We start from the raw sequence: 14,739 nt of genomic DNA, 5'->3' as shown, positions 1-14,739 counted from the left end.
CCGGTGGAGGCGTTCAGGCGGCTGGTGCCCCTCCCGGTCTTCAAAACCGGTGTGGTCCGGGACCCGGGCCAGGCGGGTTCGATTCCCGTCCGTCTCCGCCAACAGTGCAGGAGATGACGCGATGGGTGACGGGCCGGTGGACCCGCGACGCCGGGTGCCCCGCACCGACACGCTGCTCGCCGACCCTCGGCTGGCCGCGGCCAGCGCGACGCTCGGCCGGGACCGGGTGAAGGCGGTCGTCGCCCGGGCCCAGGACCGGGCCCGCCGTGGCGAGCTGCACCCCGATGACGTACGCGACGCCGCGGTCGCCGCGCTGCCCGCGCCGGGCCCCCGCGTGGTGCTCAACGCCACGGGCGTCGTGCTGCACACCAACCTGGGCCGGGCGCCGCTGTCGTCGGCCGCGGTCGCCGCGGTGGTGGCCGCCGCCGGGAACACCGACGTGGAGTTGGACCTGACCACCGGTCGGCGGGCCCGTCGCGGTCGCGACGCCCTCGACGCGCTGGCTGCCGCCGTGCCCGACGCGGGCGCCGTGCACGTGGTCAACAACGGCGCCGCCGCGCTGGTGCTGGCGGCCACCGCGCTGGCCGCCGGCCGGGAGATCGTGGTCAGTCGGGGCGAGCTGGTCGAGATCGGCGACGGCTTCCGCCTGCCCGACCTGTTGGAGAGCACCGGCGCGCGACTGCGGGAGGTGGGCACCACCAACCGCACCACCCTCGCCGACTACGCCGCCGCCCTCGGCCCGCAGACCGGGTTCGTGCTCAAGGTGCACCCGTCGAACTTCCAGGTCACCGGCTTCACCTCGGCAACCCCGGTCAAACAACTGGCCACCCTCGGCGTGCCGGTGGTCGCCGACATCGGCTCCGGTCTGCTCACCGCGGATCCGCTGCTGCCCGACGAGCCGGACGCGGCCAGCACCCTGCGCGCTGGTGCCACGCTCGTCACGGCCAGCGGCGACAAGCTGCTCGGCGGCCCGCAGGCGGGGTTGCTGCTCGGCGACGTCGCGCTGGTCGACCGGTTGCGCCGTCATCCGCTGGCCCGGGCGTTGCGGGTGGACAAGCTCACCCTGGCCGCGCTGGCCGCCACCCTGCACCAGCCGGACACGCCCACCCGCACGGCGCTGCACGCGGACCCGGGTGTGCTGCGCAGCCGGGTGGAGCGGCTGCGCGACCGGCTCGGCGCGGACGGCCGTAAGGCGGAGGTGGTGCCGGCCGCCGCGGTGGTCGGTGGCGGTGGGGCGCCCGGCGTCGAGCTGGACTCGTGGGCGCTGAGTCTGCCCGAGCGGTACGCGGAGCCGCTGCGCACCGGCGACCAGCCCGTGCTCGGGCGGGTGGTGCGGGGCCGGCTCCTGCTCGACCTGCGCTGCGTGCCCGAAGAGGCCGACGAGACGGTCCGCGCGGCCGTGCTCCGCGTGCCCGGGGACGACTGACCGTGTTCGTCGTCGCCACCGCCGGGCACGTCGACCACGGCAAGTCGACACTGGTCCGGGCGCTGACCGGGATGGAACCCGACCGGTGGGCCGAGGAACGGCGCCGGGGGATGACCATCGACCTGGGGTTCGCCTGGACGACGCTGCCGTCCGGCGGCACCGTCGCTTTCGTCGACGTGCCCGGGCACGAGCGGTTCGTGCCGAACATGCTCGCCGGTGTCGGCCCGGTGCCGGCGGCGCTGATCGTGGTGGCCGCCGACGAGGGCTGGATGCCGCAGTCCGCCGAGCACCTGGCTGCGCTCGACGCGCTCGGTGTGGCGTACGGCCTGGTGGCGGTGACCCGCGCGGACCTGGCCGACCCGGGGCCGGCCATGGCCCGCGCCCGGGCCGAGATCGCGGCGACCAGTCTCGGCGCGGTGCCGGCGGTGGCGGTCAGTGGCCTGACCGGTGCCGGCCTGCCGGAGCTTCGGGCCGCCCTGGACCGGCTCGCCGCCGGGCTGCCCGCGCCGGTGGTGGACGACCCGGTCCGGCTCTGGGTGGACCGCAGTTTCACCGTGCGGGGCAGCGGCACCGTGGTCACCGGCACCCTCGGCGTCGGACGGTTGCGGGTGGGCGACGAGTTGGAGCTGGCCGGGGCCGACGAGCCGGTGCGGGTACGTGGCCTGCACTCACTGGGCGAGGCCCGGCCGGAGGTGACCGCGGTGGCCCGGGTGGCGGTCAACCTGCGGGGTACGCCCCGTGACCGGCTCGGTCGTGGCGACGCGCTGCTCAGCCCGGGCCGGTTCCACCGCACCGACCTCGTCGACGTGCGGCTGGCTGGCGATCCGGCGGCCGACCTGCCGGCCACCCTCACCTTGCACGTCGGGTCGGCGGCCGTGCCGGTACGGGTCCGCCCGCTCGGCCTGGACACCGTACGCCTGCGGTTGGCTCGCCCGTTGCCGTTGCTGGTGGGCGATCGGGCGCTGCTGCGTGACCCGGGGCGGCACCACGTGACCGGCGGGGTGCGGGTGCTGGACGTGGCGCCGCCACCGCTGGCCCGCCGGGGTGCCGCCGTCACCCGCGCGCAGGTCCTCGCCGAGTTGGACGGTCGTCCCGACCTGGCCGGGGAGCTGCGCCGTCGCCGGCTGGTTCGCGCCGGTGCGCTGATCCGGATGGGTGTGCCGGTGGACGCCCCTCCGGTGGCCGGTGACTGGTTGGCCGACCCGGCGCACTGGCGGCGCCTCGGCGAGCAGCTGACCGAGGAGGTCGCCCGCCACGCGCGGGAACACCCGTTGGAGCCCGGGATGCCGGTGGATGCGCTGCGCCAGCGCCTCGCCCTGCCCGACCGGGTGCTGGTCGAGGCGCTGGTCCGGCCGCCGCTGCGGATCCACGCCGGTCGGGTCGGGGCGGCGAGCGCCAACGCGCTGCCCGAGCCGGTGGCCCGGGCCGTGCAACGGGTCCGCGCGGAATACGGCGACCGGCCGTTTCGCGCCCCCGAGGCGGACCGCCTCGTCGACCTCGGCCTGGGGCCACGCGAGATCGGCGCCGCGGTGCGGGCCGGCGCGCTGCTGCGGCTGGCCGACAACGTGGTGTTGCTGCCCGACGCGCCCGACGACGCGGTCCGGGTCCTGGCTGGGCTGCCGCAGCCGTTCACGCTCTCCGCGGCCCGGCAGGCGTTGGACACCACCCGCCGGGTGGCGGTGCCCCTGCTGGAGTTGCTGGACCGTCGGGGCGCGACCCGACGACTGCCCGACGACGCCCGCATCGTCGTTACCTGAGGGCGTGGCGCCCGCCGGGTCAACCGCTGTCAGTCCAGGTCGGACATGTCGAGCACGAAGCGGTAGCGGACGTCGTTTCGCCGGAGGCGGTCGAGTGCCGTCTCCACCTGCGCCGACGGGAGCACCTCGACGTCGGCGGCGATGCCGTTGTCGGCGCAGAACTGGAGCATCTCGGCTGTTGAACGGCGGCCTCCGCTGCCGGCGGAGCTGAGCTTCTTGCGGCCGACAAGCAGGTCCATCGCCTCGACGGTGACCGGGCCCAGGTATCCGAGCAGGCTGAGGGTGCCGTCCATCGCCACCACCTTCAGGTACGGGGCGAGGTCGTGCGAAGCGGAGATGGTGTCGATGACGACGTCGAAGGTGTCGCGTGTCGCTGCCATCTGGCGGGTGTCGGTGGAGTCCAGGAGATCGTGTGCGCCGAGCCGGAGGGCATCGTCGCGCTTCTCCTGGGTGCGGCTGATGACGGTCGTGGTGGCGCCGAGTGCCACGGCCAGCTTGACCGCGAGGTGACCCAGGCCGCCGAGCCCGGCCACGGCGACGCGACTGCCGGAGCCCACACCGAGGGAACGCAGCGGTTCCCAGACGGTGACGCCGGCGCACATCAGCGGGGCGGCTGCGGCCGGGTCGAGGCCGGAGGGGAGCGGGTAGGCGAAGCGGTCCCGCACGACGTACTCGCGGGAGAAGGCGCCCAAGGTGGTCGACCCGTCCCGCCGGTCGGTGCCGCCGTAGGTGAGAGTCGGGAAGGAGTGGCAGAAGTTCTCCTGTCCTGCTCGACACATGGCACAGGTGCCGCAGGAGTCGACGATATTGCCCACCGCGACGCGGTCGCCGACCGAGAAGGCAGTCACCTCGGCCCCGGTCGCGGTCACCACACCGGTGAATTCGTGACCGGGCACCAGAGGCGCTTTCGCATGCTGGTCATGGTCGCGCAGGGAGTGCAGGTCGGTGTGGCACACGCCGCAGTAGTCGACTCGCACCGCCAGATCGTCTGAGCGCAGGTCACGGCGTTCCAGCGACGTACGCCGCAGCGCCGTCGGGCCGCTCGCCCGCCATCCGATGGTCGTTCGCATACACACATCCTTAAACAGACTGTTCGGTCTGTCGACCGTAGCTCTGGCCGCGGAGAGAAGCAAACCAACTGTTCTGTTGCTAGAGTGGCGGCATGCCGGAGCAGCCCCTGACCTCGCGCGGCACCGCGACCTACCAGCGCATCCTGGACGCCGCCACCGAGGAGTTCGCCCAGCACGGCATCGCCGGAGCGCGCATCGAACGCATCGTGACGGCGGCGCGCACCAACAAGGCGCAGCTCTACGGCTACTTCGGCGACAAGGAACGGCTCTTCGACGCGATCTTTCTCAGCTCACTGGAGCGCATCACGAACGTGGTGCCGATCGACGCTGACGACCTTGCCGACTGGGCCGTTCGCCTCTACGACGAATACCTGCGCCGCCCCGACCTCATCCGTCTCGCGACCTGGACGCGACTGGAGCGCCGGCCCGCCGGGCACCTGGTCGAGACCCACCAGCACTACGACGATCGCAAGCTGACGGCCATCGCCGAGGCGCAGGCCGCCGGGCGGGTACGTGCGGGCGACCCGTTCGACCTCATGGCTCTGGTCATCGCCATGTCCATGGCCTGGTCGCCGGTCAGCAACGTCTACGCGGCCAGCAACCAGGAACCCGACGACGTTCATGATCAACGCCGCGCCCTGCTGCGCGACTGCGTTCGGCGAGCCACTGTGCCGAGGGACCAGGATCAACCGGACCGTTGACAACCGCACGACCGTCAGTCGCGGCCGATCCGGGGCTGACAACAGTGCGCCGAGGTGCGACGGTGGGCTGATGGTCGAGGCGATCCCCACCCGGCCACGAGCCTCCCGCTGCCGGTGGCGTGAGGTCGTCCCGGTGGTGCTGCGCTGGGCGCTGCCGGTGCTGTGGGTGCTGTGGGCGTCTCTGGCGTGGTAGGCCGAGCCGCGCGAGTCCACCGAGGCCCAGCTCGACCGCGATCTCGCGGCTGGCCAGGTGGTGACCTTCCAACGGGCGTACGGCTGGGCCGACGACGGCGCGTACTGGGGCAGCCGACCGCTGCCGCAGCATGCGACGAACGGCGGGACCGTGGCTCCGGGTGGCGTGGCTTCGGCTGGCTGGTCCTCGCGGGAATGGGCATCAGCCTGTTGGTGTCCACTGCCCGGGTCGTGATCGGGACGACGATGGTGCCGGGCTGAGCGGTGCTGGCCAACCGGCCCCCCGGTCGGCGGCGGTCACCTACGGTGACGCCATGGACCCTTCGGCGGTCTGGCGGGACAGGCAGCACCGGTGGCGGATCGAGGCGTACCGCGTGCCGGACCTGCGCTTCGCCATCTACGCCACCAACGGGCCCACCGAGTCGGTGCCGCTGTGGCTGTTCGGGATGTCGGCGCTGGCCCGGTGGCTGATGACGCACGCCATCTCACTGGACGACCTGGAGGTCGTCTGAGCGGGGGCGCGGTGGCGAACCAGGCCCGGGGACGGCCCCGCTGCGGTTGAGTGACCTGAGGTGGCGGACGGGGGTGCGCGATGGGCGGTCAGTTCGGGCAGTTGGCGCTGGTGGCCGTGCTGGTGCTGGTCAACGCCGCGCTGTCCGGCAGTGAGATGGCGCTGGTGACGCTGCGCGAGGGGCAGTTGCGGCGGCTGGGCCGACGGTCCCGCTCCGGCGACCGGTTGGTGCAGCTGTCCCGCGACCCGAACCGCTACCTGGCCACCATCCAACTCGGCATCACGCTGGCCGGCTTTCTCGCCTCGGCGGCGGCCGCGGTGTCGTTGGCCGAGCCGCTGGTCGGCCCGCTGGGCTTCCTCGGCGGCGCGGCCCGTCCCGCCGCGGTGCTGCTGGTGACGGTGCTGCTGACGTTCGTCACGCTGGTGTTCGGCGAGCTGGCCCCGAAGCGGCTGGCCATGCAGCGGGCGGAGCGGTGGGCGTTGCTGAGCGCCGGCCCGCTGGACCTGCTCGCACGGGTGTCCCGACCGGCGGTGTGGTTGCTCAGCCGGGCCACGGACGCGGTCGTACGGCTCGCCGGGGGCGACCCGCGGGCCAACCGGGAGGAGATGACGGAGGAGGAGTTGCGGGAGATGCTGGCCAGCCAGCGCGGCCTGTCCGCCCAGCAGCGGGAGATCCTGACCGGCGCGTTCGACATCGCCGGCCGGACGCTGCGCGAGATCCTGGTCGCCCGCCGGGAGGTGATGACACTGCCGGCCGGCCTCGCCGCCGACGAGGGGGTGCGCCGGCTGGCCGCCGCCGGGCGCTCCCGCGCTCCCGTCACCGGTCCCGGTGGCCTGGACGAGGTGCTCGGGGTGGTGCACATCCGCGACCTGGTGCGGGCTGGCACCGCCCCGGTGGCCGAGCAGGTCCGGTCGCCGCTGCTGCTGCCGGCCACCCTGCCGGTCGCCGACGCGTTGCGTCAGCTTCGCCAGGACCACCAGCAACTCGCCCTGGTGGTCGACGAGCACGGTGGCATCGACGGCATGGTCACCATGGAGGACCTGCTGGCCGAGGTGGTCGGCGAGTTGTACGACGAGACCGACCGCGACGTGCGCGGGGTGGTCCGGGAGGCGGACGGGTCCGTGCTGGTGCCCGGTGACTTCCCGCTGCACGACCTGCCCGACCTCGGGGTGCGGCTGAGTTTCCCGTTGTCCCGCGACTACACGACGGTGGCGGGGTTGGTGCTGGCCCGGCTGCGGCACCTGCCCTGTGAGCCGGGGGAGACCGTGCGTCTGCCCGGGCTGACCCTTGAGGTGGTAGAGGTCCGCGACCGGGCGGTGCGCCGGGTGCGGCTGCGCGGCTTCGTCAGCGAGCGGTGACTGTCACCCGGTCGATGAATAATAACCAACAATACGGCTAAACCGGGCGCGCCCGCCTACTGTGCGATATGTGAAGGACCGAGGGTTTCGTACGTTTCTCACGGTGCTGGCCGGCCTCGCGGTGATCTACTTCGGTAGTGCGGGTCGCAGCCCCGAGGAGGGCCGTGGCATCTCCGGCGGGGTGGTGGTCCTGGCGCTGCTCGCCGCCCTGCTGGTGTGGCACCTGACCCGGCCGGGAGACAAGACGGTGAAGTGAACGCCGTCAGCGGGCGGCGACGCGGGTGACCTCGCCGGCTGACTCCTCGCCGAGCGCAACCCTGACCAGCGCCGACGCGAGACGGCCGAAGTCCGGTTCGTCGACGAGGGTGGCCAGCCCGTGCGGGTTGCCGGGCAGGCCCAGCCGCTTCGCCCCGGCGAGAGCCCGCCGGTCGGCGTACGGGCGCAGATCGGACCAGACCGTCTGCGCCTCGCGCAGGTAGATGTCCGCGCCGGTGGGGCCGATGCCCGGGAACTCGGTGAGCCGCCGACGCAGCCCGACGGGGTCGCCCTGGGCGTCGCGGTGCAGCCGTCGCAGGTCACCGTGCCAGCGGTCCAGGCACAGTCGGGCGCCGGTGCCGAGCATGGTGGCGGTGCGCTCGTCGTAGCGGCGGTAGTGGCCCCGGCCCAGCGCGTCGACGCGTTCCTGCCAACTGGCCGCCTCCATCGCCTGCGGCGTGCGGTAGCCCGCGGCGAACAGCTCGCGTGCCGCGTCCATCGCCACGCACGCCCGGATCCGGGTGCTCAGCAGGGTGGTCAGCACCAGCAGCTGGTACAGCGGCCCGGGGCGGTCGGAGAGCCGGATACCGGCCTCCTCCGCGTACGTGCGGCCACGCCGGTCGAGCAGGACCCGCACCACCGTTCGATCGTTGCCCACACCGACCGGGTACCCGATCCGGGCCCTGCTAGCCGTCGCGTCGGCGACCACTGTCGGAATGCCGCCGCGGTGGGCGGGTATGCGACGGTGGAGGCGGTCGATGCCGCCCGCCGTACCGGGAGGGAGACAAACCTATGGTCAACCCGCAGCAGGAGGAGTTCCGGCGTAACGCCAAGGGCGCCACCAGTCAGGACAGCAAGGGGCCCAAGCCGACCGGGCATCCGCTCAACCGCGGATCGTCGCGGGGCGATGAGGGTCGCCCGGTGCCCAAGGGGCAGGTGTCGCCGTACGGCCCGGCCGGTGAACCGGTGGCCGAGGACGACAGCGACACCCACTGACCAGACCTTCAGCTAGCGACCGCGATCTGACGGCCGCCGCAACCTGTTCCAGGTGGCGGCGGCCGTCAGCCCGTACGCGAGGTGCGGAATGATGTCGGAGATCCAGTCGGAGCGCCGCCACGTACGCGGGTCGCTGATGCCCAGCGCGGTGATGGACCCGTCGGTCATCGTCATCACGCCGGCCCCGAGCACCCCTGCGGCCATCGGCAGTGGCTGGCGCCGGCCACCGGCGTAGAGCGCGAACGCGACGCCGGCGGCGATGCCCAGTCCGTAGCCGATCAGCGGGCCGAGGCCCGAGCGGCGGTTGGCCGCCCGGGCCCCGGACCCCAGGTTCACGTGCGCTATGTCGGCCAACCGGTCGACGGTCTCACCGGGGACGTTGCTCTCCGGTCGAGCCCGCAGCGCCACGTCCAGATAGCTGACCACGTTCAGCGCGGTGCTGCCGACGGCGCCAGCGATGGCGCCGTCGGCAAGGTCGGCCCTCCTCATTTCGGGTCGCCCGGTTCGCGCTCACTCTTGGGGCCGTAGGTGCGCTCACCACGCACCACGCCCCGCTGGCCGCGATCCTCCTGCAGGATCCTGTTCGCGACCTGGTTGGCCTTGCCGTCGGGTACGCGGCGTCCGGAGTCGTCGATCGCGTTGCGCAACCGCGCCCGCTGCTTGTCGTACGCGTTACTGCCCGGCCGTGGTCCTGGCATCTGCTGCCTCCTTCGTCGGTCCGGACGTCTACCCGTCTCGCGACGGGCCAACCCCGGCCTAACGCGGCGCGCGGACCACGGCGACCGGGCAGTGCGCGTGGTGCAGCAGCGACTGGCTCACCGACCCCAGCAGCAAACCGGACACCTCGCCACGCCCCTGCCCACCGGCCACCACCAGTTGGGCGGAGCGGGACGCCTCGGCGAGCACGGCGCCCGGCCGGCCATGGACCGCCCGGCAGGTGAGTCGCACCGTCGGGTGCTGCTCGGTCAGCCCGCTCAGCCACTCGGCGAGCATCCGGTCCTGCTCGCCGAGCAGCTTCGCCTCGTCGTACACCAGGGGTTGCATGTCGCCCGGCCCGCTGCTGCCCGGGTGCCGGTAGGCGTGCATCGCCACCAGCGGCACCCCGCGCGACACGGCGGTCTCGGCGGCGAAGTCGGCCGCCTGCCGGGAGGCCGCCGAACCGTCCACCGCCACCAGCACCGGTTCGTCGGGTCGTTGCTCACCGCGGGCCACCAGCACCGGGCAGTCGGCGTACGCGGCGACCTGCACCGCGACCGAGCCGACCACCAGCGCGGAGAAGCCGCCCAACCCGCGGTCGCCGAGCACGATGAGCGCGGCCGTGGGGGATTCGCCCACCAGCACCGCCGCGGCCTCGCCGTCGATGATCTCGCCGGAGATCGACAGCCCGGGTACGGTCGCCTCGGCCTCGGCCACCGCGGCCTCGACGAGCTCCTCGGCCTGGTGGCGCAGCCCACCGCCGGGCGGCGCGTCCGGGGCGGGGGAGACCGGCACGTGCAGCAGAGGCCAGATGAAGCCGTGCACGACCCGCAGGGGTCGCTGCCGGCGCGCCGCCTCGGTGGCGGCGAGACGAACGGCGCGCAGCGCCGGCTCCGAGCCGTCCACGCCGACCACCACCGCCGCGTTGTTCGCCGAGTTCACCGCCCACCTCCCGCTCGCGGCCAGTATCGCGGGCCCGGGCGCCTCCGCGTCGCGATACCGCCGACAGCGTCCCGGTCGGTACGCTGGCGACGAGCGGTCGGGGAGGGGGCGTCATCGATGGGTGAACCGGACCAGCCGAGCACGGCACGCATGATCGACTTTTGGCTCGGCGGGGAGCATCACTTCCCGGTCGACGTGGCCGCCGCGAACGCTTTCGAGCAGGCGTACGGGCCGTGCGCGCCGGTGTTCCGGGAGCTGCGGGCGTTCCTTGGTCGGGCCGTGCGGGCGATGGTCGAGCAGGGCGTGGACGGGTTCCTGGTGTTCGGCGCGGGGGTGCCCACGATGGGCAACGTGCACGAGGTCGCCACCGACGCGACAGTGCTCTACACCGACGTCGACCCGGTCACCATCCGGCTGGGGCAGAGCATCCTCGCGGGCAGCGACCGGGCCGGTTACGGCTTCGGCGACGCGACCGACATCGGCACTATCGACCCGGCGCAGCTGCACCGTTTCGTCCCGGGCTGGGGTCGACGGCCGGTCGGGGTGGTCTTTCTCGGGCTCGCCGCGTTCCTCGACGACGACACGCTGACCCGCACACTCGACGAGCTGTACGCCGCCGCCGCGCCGGGCAGCCAGCTCGCCGTGGACTTCGACACCGAGGAGCTGGCGGGTCACCCGCAGGCGCTGGCGATGATGGGGCCGCAGTTCCGGATGCGCCCACCGGCGGCGTTCGCGCCGCTGCTGGGTCGCTGGGTGCCGACGGCGGACGGGATCGTCCCGGTCGCCCAGTGGCGGCCGGAGGGTCCGCCGGCGCAGGTGCCGGACGCGTTCCACGGCGTGCTCGCGACCCGCGACGGCGACTGACCGCGCCGGTTTGGTCGTCCGCGGGCGTCCGTATGATGCTTGCCCTGTAGCAAGCTTCTGGAGAGGACGACCATGGTTGACGCGCCGGACGTGGTGTCGCGCGCACTGCGCGACGCCCCGCCCGACCAACTGGCGGAGGCGGCGGACCGGGTGATCCGGTCGACGATGGGCGCGCTGCGCACCGACGTGTTCGTCGCCGGCTACCGGATCAGTGGGCTCTGGCCGCTGCTGGATCCGGATCTGCCGGCGGCGGGCTTCCTCGCCTGTCACACCGTGGCTCAGCGGTGTTTCAGCAGCCAGCAACCGGTGCGCGACGGCGATGGCCCGTGCCGGCTCTACCTGCCGTTGACGGTGTGGGGGGAACGGCTGGGTGTGCTGCTGATCGAGCTTCCCGACGTGGCCAACCCGGCCGTCACCGGCAGGGCGACGGACATCGCCGGCGCCCTGGCGGTGGCGATGCGTGCGGCGGACCGGGAGACCGACCGTTACCGGCGGGCGCGCCGCCGCGAGCGGATGACGATGGCCGCCGAGATGCAGTGGGATCTGTTGCCCGGTCGCAGTGTGGCGCACCACGCTTTCGATCTGGCCGGTCAACTCGAACCTGCTTACACGGTGGGTGGGGACCACTTCGACTGGTCCCTGGACGGCGACCGACTGACCGTGACGGTGCTCAACGGCGAAGGCAGCGGTCTGACCGCGTCGATGCTGACCTCGGTCACGGTCAACGCGATGCGCAACGCGCGCCGCTCCGGCGGGGGCCTGGTGGAGCAGGCCGAGCTGGCCTCGGACACCGTCTTCTACCAACACCGGGGTCGCCGGTACGTGGCCACCCTGCTGCTGGAGGTGGACACCCGCACGGGTCAGGTACGGGCGGTCGATGCCGGTTCCCCGCACATGCTGCGGATGCGGGGGTCCGTGGTGGAGCCGGTGAAGCTGGATCAGCAGCTGCCGTTGGGCATGTTCGCGGAAACCCGTTACGAGCTGCAGGAGTTGCAACTCGCCCCCGGTGACCGCCTCTTCGTGGTCAGCGACGGGGTGTGGGCCGCCGAGCCGGCGGGTCGGGAACCGTACGGGGACCGGGCGATGGCGCGTTCCCTGCGCGCCACGCGGCTGCAGCCAGCGGCCGAAGCGGTTGGTACGGTGATGCGCGAACTGCACGCCTACCACGCGGATTCCGATCTGCGCGACGACGCCGTCGTGGTCTGTCTGGACTGGCACGGTCCGCGTGGGCGGAGCGGCGGGTGAGGGTGGCCGCCGCTCGGCCGGGCGGTCAGCAGCGCGACGACGGCAGGGGACATCGGGTGGAGCGACCTGCGGATCTCGCCGCGGCGATCGACGCGGCTGCCGAGACACTGATCGCCGTTCTCGACTCGGCCGCGTCGCGGCACCAAGTGCCGCCGACCCAGTTGCGGGTGCTGGCGTTGATCAGCAGCCGGCAGGAGACAAACGTCAACGGGCTGGCGGAGCTGCTGGACGTGGTGCCCTCGTCGGCGAGTCGGCTCTGTGACCGGCTGGAGGCGACCGGGCTGTTGCGTCGGGTGGCGGATCCGCGCGACCGGCGTGAGGTGCGACTGGTGCCGACCGCGGCGGCGCTGACCCTGCTGGGGGAGTTGGCCGAGCGGCGGCAGCGGGCGGTGCAGGCGGTGTTGGATCGGATGCCGGCGCGGGTGCAGCACGACCTGTTGTTGGCGTTGCTCGCGTTCGGCCGGGCGGCGACGCAGTCGGTGCCCGACCAGCAGCCCGATTCCGCAGCGCAGACGGCGTGAGCGTGTCCCGCCTTCCACTAGTATCCTAGGACGCTTTACGCGTAGTGATCCACACCACAGTGCGGCAGGGGCGCACCCGGACGCCGCACGGCGGCACCCGGGACGCTGGGGCAAGCCCGATATAGTGACAGCGCACTTACCCGGCCCGCGATCATCAAGATCGCGGGCCGCATCAGGGGAGGGCCCCGCCCGGGGCCGCAGGGGGAGCCGGCGGTGGCCGGCCCAACAGCGCGTACGACCCTCAGCCACGCTCGACGTCGGCTCGGGGCCCACGTGCCGTGGAGGAGGATCGGTGTCGCGTCGGCCGGCTCGGGCAGAGCAACCGCCGGACACCGGTGACCAGACTCCCGGCAACCAGGTGCTCACCCTGCCCAACCTGATCAGCTTCGGGCGGCTGCTGGGCGTGCCGCTCTTCCTCTACCTGTTCCTGGTCGAGCGGGCCGACGTGGCGGCGATCATCGTGCTGGCCATCGGCGGCACCACAGACTGGGTCGACGGTTGGATCGCCCGCCGACTGCGCCAGGTGAGCCGACTCGGTGAGCTGCTCGACCCCCTGGCCGATCGGCTCTACATCCTCGCCACCCTGCTCGCCTTCACCGCGCGGGAGGTGGTGCCGTGGCAGTTCACGGCGGCGCTGTTGGCCCGTGAGCTGCTCCTGCTCGCCTCGCTGGCGGTGTTGCGCCGCTACGGCTACGGGCCGCCGCCGGTGCACTACGTGGGCAAGACCGCCACGTTCCTGCTGCTCGCGGCGTTCCCGGTGCTGCTGTTGGCCACCGAGTGGAGCGCGGCGGCGACGGCGATGGCCGCGATCGGCTGGGGGCTGGCCTGGTGGGGGCTGGTGCTCTACTGGGTGGCCGGTGGCATGTACGTCGTGCAGGCGGCTCGGCTGGTGCGCGCGGCGCGCGGCCCGGGAGCGGCGGCGTGAGCGCGCCGGAGCCGGGCAAGCCACGCCAGGACCGGGTGTACGCGCCGGATTTCCTCACCGAACTGTTCCGCAACCCCCTGGACCCGGGCTACGCGGACGCGGCGGCCGCCCGTCAGCGGTCGGCGTCCAGCGGGCGCGCCGCGGGATGGCGGGCCTGGCCGACGAGGTCGGTCAGTCTGGTCGTGCTGGTGATGCTCGGTTTCCTGTTCGCGGTCGCGTACCGGCAGACGATGGCGGACGAGCCGGGGCGCAGCCAGGCCCGTTCCGGCCTGGTGGCGCAGATCAAGGAACGGGAGAACCAGACCGACCGGTTGTCCACGCGCGCGGATCAGCTGCGCGAGGAGGTCAGCCGGCAGCGCGACGCGGCGTTGAGCGGGACGGCCGCCGCCCGGTTGCGGGACATGGAGGCGAGCACGGGGCTGGGTCGGGTGCGCGGCGACGGTGTCGTGGTGCGGTTGGCGGATGCTCCGGACAAGGCCGACGTGGTGACCGGTGCTGGCGCTGGGCCGTCGCGGGTGCTCTACAGCGATCTGCAGGGGGTGGCGAACGCGTTGTGGAGTGCCGGCGCGGAGGCGGTCGCCATCAACGGGCAGCGGTTGACGTCGACGTCGACGATCCGGTCGGCGGGTGAGGCGATGCTGGTGGATTTCCGGCCGGTGACCGGGCCGTACGAGGTGTCGGCGATCGGGCCGGGTTCCATGCGGCGCAAGTTCGAGGACAGTCGTAACGCGGCGTTGATGCGGGAGGTCGCGCAGAAGACCGGGTTGTCGTTCGGTGTGCGGGAGGCGGATGACCTCACCCTGCCGGCGGCTCCGGAGCCGCAGCTACGCTACGCCAAGCCGTCGGTCAGTCCGAGCCCTTCCGCGTCGGGTGTCCGTTCCGGCAGTCCTGGGTCGTCTGGTCCGACGACGACCGTTAGCCCCTCCGGAGGTGGCCGATGATCGCGGTGCTGGCGTTGCTCGCCGGTGTGGTGCTCGGTGTGTGGCTTGATCCCACGGTGCCGGCGGCGTTGCAGCCGTACCTGCCGATCGCGGTGGTGGCCGCGTTGGACGCGGTGTTCGGTGGGGTGCGGGCGAGGTTGGACCGCATCTTCGACGACAAGCAGTTCGTGGTGTCGTTCATCTCCAACGTGCTGGTCGCTGGTCTGATCGTGTATCTGGGTGACCAGTTGGGCGTGGGCGGGCAGTTGTCCACCGGTGTGGTGGTGGTGCTGGGTGTGCGCATCTTCGGCAACGTGGCGGCGATCCGCCGGCACCTGTTCCGGGCGTAGGTTGGGTTG

General features: G+C 72.9%; 19 protein-coding genes and 1 tRNA gene. 15 read left to right on the top strand and 5 right to left on the bottom strand.

The features are described 5' to 3' along the window. Positions 1–5: 5 nt before the first annotated feature. The 3 genes from FBZ33_RS32770 to selB all read left to right on the top strand — a co-directional run bounded on the left by FBZ33_RS32770 (position 6) and on the right by selB (position 3,183). A tRNA-Sec gene (locus FBZ33_RS32770) sits at positions 6–101 on the top strand. A gap of 20 nt (positions 102–121) precedes the next feature. Continuing rightward, a complete protein-coding gene (gene selA, locus FBZ33_RS14710) occupies positions 122–1,426 on the top strand; it encodes an L-seryl-tRNA(Sec) selenium transferase (RefSeq protein WP_141909474.1) in 1,305 nt (434 codons plus the stop codon). A 2-nt stretch (positions 1,427–1,428) separates the two neighbouring features. Beyond that, complete coding sequence (gene selB / locus FBZ33_RS14705; RefSeq protein WP_141909473.1) at positions 1,429–3,183, top strand: selenocysteine-specific translation elongation factor; 1,755 nt, start codon at positions 1,429–1,431, stop codon at positions 3,181–3,183. 29 nt (positions 3,184–3,212) lie between these two features. Here selB and FBZ33_RS14700 read toward each other — a convergent pair whose 3' ends face one another. Then, positions 3,213–4,253, bottom strand: a complete 1,041-nt coding sequence (locus tag FBZ33_RS14700; RefSeq protein ID WP_141909472.1) for an NAD(P)-dependent alcohol dehydrogenase — start codon at positions 4,251–4,253, stop codon at positions 3,213–3,215. A gap of 92 nt (positions 4,254–4,345) precedes the next feature. Between FBZ33_RS14700 and FBZ33_RS14695 the strand changes: the two genes are divergently transcribed. The 5 genes from FBZ33_RS14695 (at position 4,346) to FBZ33_RS14680 (ending at position 7,272) form a co-directional block, all read left to right on the top strand. Beyond that, positions 4,346–4,954, top strand: coding sequence for a TetR family transcriptional regulator (locus FBZ33_RS14695; RefSeq protein WP_088948255.1), 609 nt, complete (start codon positions 4,346–4,348; stop codon positions 4,952–4,954). A gap of 70 nt (positions 4,955–5,024) precedes the next feature. Continuing rightward, on the top strand, positions 5,025–5,147 hold the full coding sequence (locus FBZ33_RS33370; RefSeq protein ID WP_255508870.1) for a hypothetical protein: 123 nt from the start codon (positions 5,025–5,027) through the stop codon (positions 5,145–5,147). A 313-nt stretch (positions 5,148–5,460) separates the two neighbouring features. Beyond that, positions 5,461–5,658 carry a hypothetical protein gene (locus tag FBZ33_RS14690; protein ID WP_141909471.1) on the top strand — a complete coding sequence of 66 codons (198 nt, stop codon included), beginning with the start codon at positions 5,461–5,463 and terminating at the stop codon, positions 5,656–5,658. Positions 5,659–5,738: 80 nt separating this feature from the next. After that, positions 5,739–7,016 carry a hemolysin family protein gene (locus tag FBZ33_RS14685; RefSeq protein WP_141909470.1) on the top strand — a complete coding sequence of 426 codons (1,278 nt, stop codon included), beginning with the start codon at positions 5,739–5,741 and terminating at the stop codon, positions 7,014–7,016. Between the two features lie 70 nt (positions 7,017–7,086). Continuing rightward, a complete protein-coding gene (locus FBZ33_RS14680; protein WP_141909469.1) occupies positions 7,087–7,272 on the top strand; it encodes a hypothetical protein in 186 nt (61 codons plus the stop codon). Between the two features lie 6 nt (positions 7,273–7,278). Here the strand turns inward: FBZ33_RS14680 and FBZ33_RS14675 are convergent, their stop codons facing one another. Next, a complete protein-coding gene (locus FBZ33_RS14675; RefSeq protein WP_141909468.1) occupies positions 7,279–7,929 on the bottom strand; it encodes a hypothetical protein in 651 nt (216 codons plus the stop codon). Between the two features lie 134 nt (positions 7,930–8,063). Between FBZ33_RS14675 and FBZ33_RS14670 the strand changes: the two genes are divergently transcribed. Beyond that, entirely contained in the window at positions 8,064–8,267 is a 204-nt protein-coding gene (locus FBZ33_RS14670) for a hypothetical protein (protein ID WP_141909467.1), read from the top strand. Positions 8,268–8,279: 12 nt separating this feature from the next. On the opposite strand, the gene FBZ33_RS14665 is transcribed toward FBZ33_RS14670, so the two are convergent. The 3 genes from FBZ33_RS14665 to FBZ33_RS14655 are packed head-to-tail and all read right to left on the bottom strand — an operon-like array spanning position 8,280 to position 9,905. Further along, the gene (locus FBZ33_RS14665; protein ID WP_141909466.1) at positions 8,280–8,756 is read right to left on the bottom strand and encodes a hypothetical protein; all 477 of its coding nucleotides are present in this window, start codon (positions 8,754–8,756) and stop codon (positions 8,280–8,282) included. Then, on the bottom strand, positions 8,753–8,965 hold the full coding sequence (locus tag FBZ33_RS14660; protein ID WP_088948250.1) for a phosphatidylethanolamine-binding protein: 213 nt from the start codon (positions 8,963–8,965) through the stop codon (positions 8,753–8,755). The genes FBZ33_RS14665 and FBZ33_RS14660 overlap by 4 nt, the downstream gene beginning before the upstream one ends. A 58-nt stretch (positions 8,966–9,023) precedes the next feature. Further along, the gene (locus FBZ33_RS14655) at positions 9,024–9,905 is read right to left on the bottom strand and encodes a universal stress protein (RefSeq protein ID WP_141909465.1); all 882 of its coding nucleotides are present in this window, start codon (positions 9,903–9,905) and stop codon (positions 9,024–9,026) included. Between the two features lie 117 nt (positions 9,906–10,022). Here FBZ33_RS14655 and FBZ33_RS14650 point away from each other — a divergent pair, with 117 nt between their 5' ends. The 6 genes from FBZ33_RS14650 (at position 10,023) to FBZ33_RS14625 (ending at position 14,730) form a co-directional block, all read left to right on the top strand. Further along, the gene (locus FBZ33_RS14650; protein WP_141909464.1) at positions 10,023–10,769 is read left to right on the top strand and encodes an SAM-dependent methyltransferase; all 747 of its coding nucleotides are present in this window, start codon (positions 10,023–10,025) and stop codon (positions 10,767–10,769) included. A gap of 72 nt (positions 10,770–10,841) precedes the next feature. After that, complete coding sequence (locus FBZ33_RS14645) at positions 10,842–12,014, top strand: PP2C family protein-serine/threonine phosphatase (RefSeq protein ID WP_141909463.1); 1,173 nt, start codon at positions 10,842–10,844, stop codon at positions 12,012–12,014. A gap of 56 nt (positions 12,015–12,070) precedes the next feature. Next, positions 12,071–12,535 (top strand): MarR family winged helix-turn-helix transcriptional regulator, encoded by a 465-nt coding sequence (locus FBZ33_RS14640; protein WP_141909462.1) that lies wholly within the window; start codon positions 12,071–12,073, stop codon positions 12,533–12,535. 292 nt (positions 12,536–12,827) lie between these two features. Next, positions 12,828–13,460 carry a CDP-alcohol phosphatidyltransferase family protein gene (locus tag FBZ33_RS14635; protein ID WP_141909461.1) on the top strand — a complete coding sequence of 211 codons (633 nt, stop codon included), beginning with the start codon at positions 12,828–12,830 and terminating at the stop codon, positions 13,458–13,460. Continuing rightward, entirely contained in the window at positions 13,457–14,401 is a 945-nt protein-coding gene (locus tag FBZ33_RS14630) for a DUF881 domain-containing protein (RefSeq protein ID WP_141909460.1), read from the top strand. Before FBZ33_RS14635 ends, FBZ33_RS14630 begins: the two co-directional genes overlap by 4 nt. Then, on the top strand, positions 14,398–14,730 hold the full coding sequence (locus tag FBZ33_RS14625; RefSeq protein ID WP_030327710.1) for a small basic family protein: 333 nt from the start codon (positions 14,398–14,400) through the stop codon (positions 14,728–14,730). The genes FBZ33_RS14630 and FBZ33_RS14625 overlap by 4 nt, the downstream gene beginning before the upstream one ends. The last annotated feature ends 9 nt before the right edge of the window (positions 14,731–14,739 follow it).

Origin of the sequence: Micromonospora sp. A202, from assembly GCF_006715105.1 — a bacterium.
Classification (GTDB): domain Bacteria; phylum Actinomycetota; class Actinomycetes; order Mycobacteriales; family Micromonosporaceae; genus Micromonospora; species Micromonospora zamorensis.
Note: the sequence above shows the minus strand (reverse complement) of the source record. Positions and strands in the feature narration are given on the sequence as shown.